Source organism: Methanococcoides sp. AM1 (genome assembly GCF_900774055.1).
Lineage (GTDB): Archaea > Halobacteriota > Methanosarcinia > Methanosarcinales > Methanosarcinaceae > Methanococcoides.
In genome coordinates this window covers 1-213 of record NZ_CAAGSW010000036.1, presented here as the reverse complement: position 1 = coordinate 213, position 213 = coordinate 1, and the positions used below count along the sequence as shown (strand labels likewise).

At 38.5% G+C, this 213-nt stretch carries 1 protein-coding gene; it reads left to right on the top strand.

The window, feature by feature from the left end:
• On the top strand, nt 1-213 hold a 213-nt coding region (locus E7X57_RS12275), incomplete at both ends, for a PKD domain-containing protein (protein WP_135613303.1).

Below are 213 nucleotides of genomic sequence, written 5' to 3'. Positions count from 1 at the left end.
ATATTGATGCTGACGGTACCGAGGATTACTCCAGTCAGAATATAATTCATACGTATGATACAGCTGGTTTGTATACTGTCAATCTAACTGTCAGTAATATCAATGGAACTGCTTCCGAAGTCAAGACGAATTATATCAATGTGACATCAGTTCCTATACTTCCGGTATCCGATTTCAGTGCTAATGTAACTGAAGGTATTGCACCACTTACTG